General features: G+C 40.8%; 1 protein-coding gene. It reads left to right on the forward strand.

Going from position 1 to position 1,333, the window contains the following annotated elements:
- Positions 1–86 precede the first annotated feature (86 nt).
- Positions 87–1,283, forward strand: coding sequence for an IS256 family transposase (locus K5G00_RS29335; RefSeq protein ID WP_238770178.1), 1,197 nt, complete (start codon positions 87–89; stop codon positions 1,281–1,283).
- The last annotated feature ends 50 nt before the right edge of the window (positions 1,284–1,333 follow it).

Raw genomic sequence — 1,333 nt, forward strand, 5'->3', positions numbered from 1 at the left:
AGCACTATCTCATAAACTGTGTAAATAGGAATACCGGGGGTTGCAACCCCCGGTATTTTTTGTTTAATTTTAAACTTTATGCAGTAATGAAAAAAGAAGATTTATTAAATGATGATTTTCTCAAACAGTTTAAATCAGGAGAGGAACTCAACGATTTTCTGAAACAAATCCAGAAACGAGGCATCGAAAAGATGCTCGAAGGGGAGCTAGATGGTCATTTGGGGTATGACAAAAACAAAAAGTCAGATAATCTTAATTCCCGCAATGGCTATTCGGAAAAGAAAGTTCGCACATCTTTGGGCGAGTCTAACATTCAGGTTCCACGTGACCGTGACGCTTCGTTTAATCCCATGATTGTCCCTAAACGGGGAAACATGGTTGATGGCATAGAAAACGTAATTGTTTCTCTGTATGCTAAAGGAATGAGCAATAGCGATATTGAAGAGCAAATCAGGGAAGTCTACGGTTTTGATGTGTCTACATCTACAATTTCCCGAATTACTGATGCCATTACAAACGATATAGTTGCCTGGCAGAACCGTCCGTTAGAGCCGGTTTATTTAATCGTTTGGATGGACGGTATTGTGTTCAAAGTACGTGAGAACTCCAAAGTAATCAACAAGACTGTTTACATTGCCGTAGGGCTTCGTAGAGACGGGAAAAAGGAAGTGCTTGGACTGTGGCTGGGCAAGAATGAATCTGCGGCTTTCTGGATGAGTGTACTTACCGATATGCGTGCCAGGGGCGTAGAGGATATACTGATTACGGCCACCGATAACCTGAACGGTTTTACTGATACGATTCGCAATGTTTTTCCCGAGTCAAAAACTCAGATTTGTGTTGTCCATCAGATCCGTAATGCCAGTCGTTACGTGGTTTGGAAAGATAAGAAAGCCTTTACACGCGACATGAAGCAAATCTATAATGCTCCAACCAAAGAAGCTGCACAAGCAGCTCTGGAAGATTTTGCAGCCAATTGGGAGGACAAATATTCGTATGCCATTAAAAGCTGGCGGGACAATTGGGAAGACCTAACCGTATTCTTTGAGTTCCCACTTGAAATCAGGAAAATAATCTACACAACAAACCTTGTTGAGAACCTGAATGGGAAAATCAGAAAGTACACTAAAAACAAACTTTCTTTCCCTTCAGACCAGGCTGTAATGAAATCCGTATATTTGGCAACAAGAGAAGCCACTAAAAAATGGTCGATGCCCATCCAAAATTGGGGCATCATCCTAAATCAGTTCTTAGTCATATTTGAAAAAAGGGTCCAGCTATAAATAGCTAAACCCTCGGTATTTTTAATTTACACACTTTGTGAAACAGTGTC

It is taken from the genome of Maribellus maritimus (genome assembly GCF_022267315.1).
Lineage (GTDB): Bacteria > Bacteroidota > Bacteroidia > Bacteroidales > Prolixibacteraceae > Draconibacterium > Draconibacterium maritimum.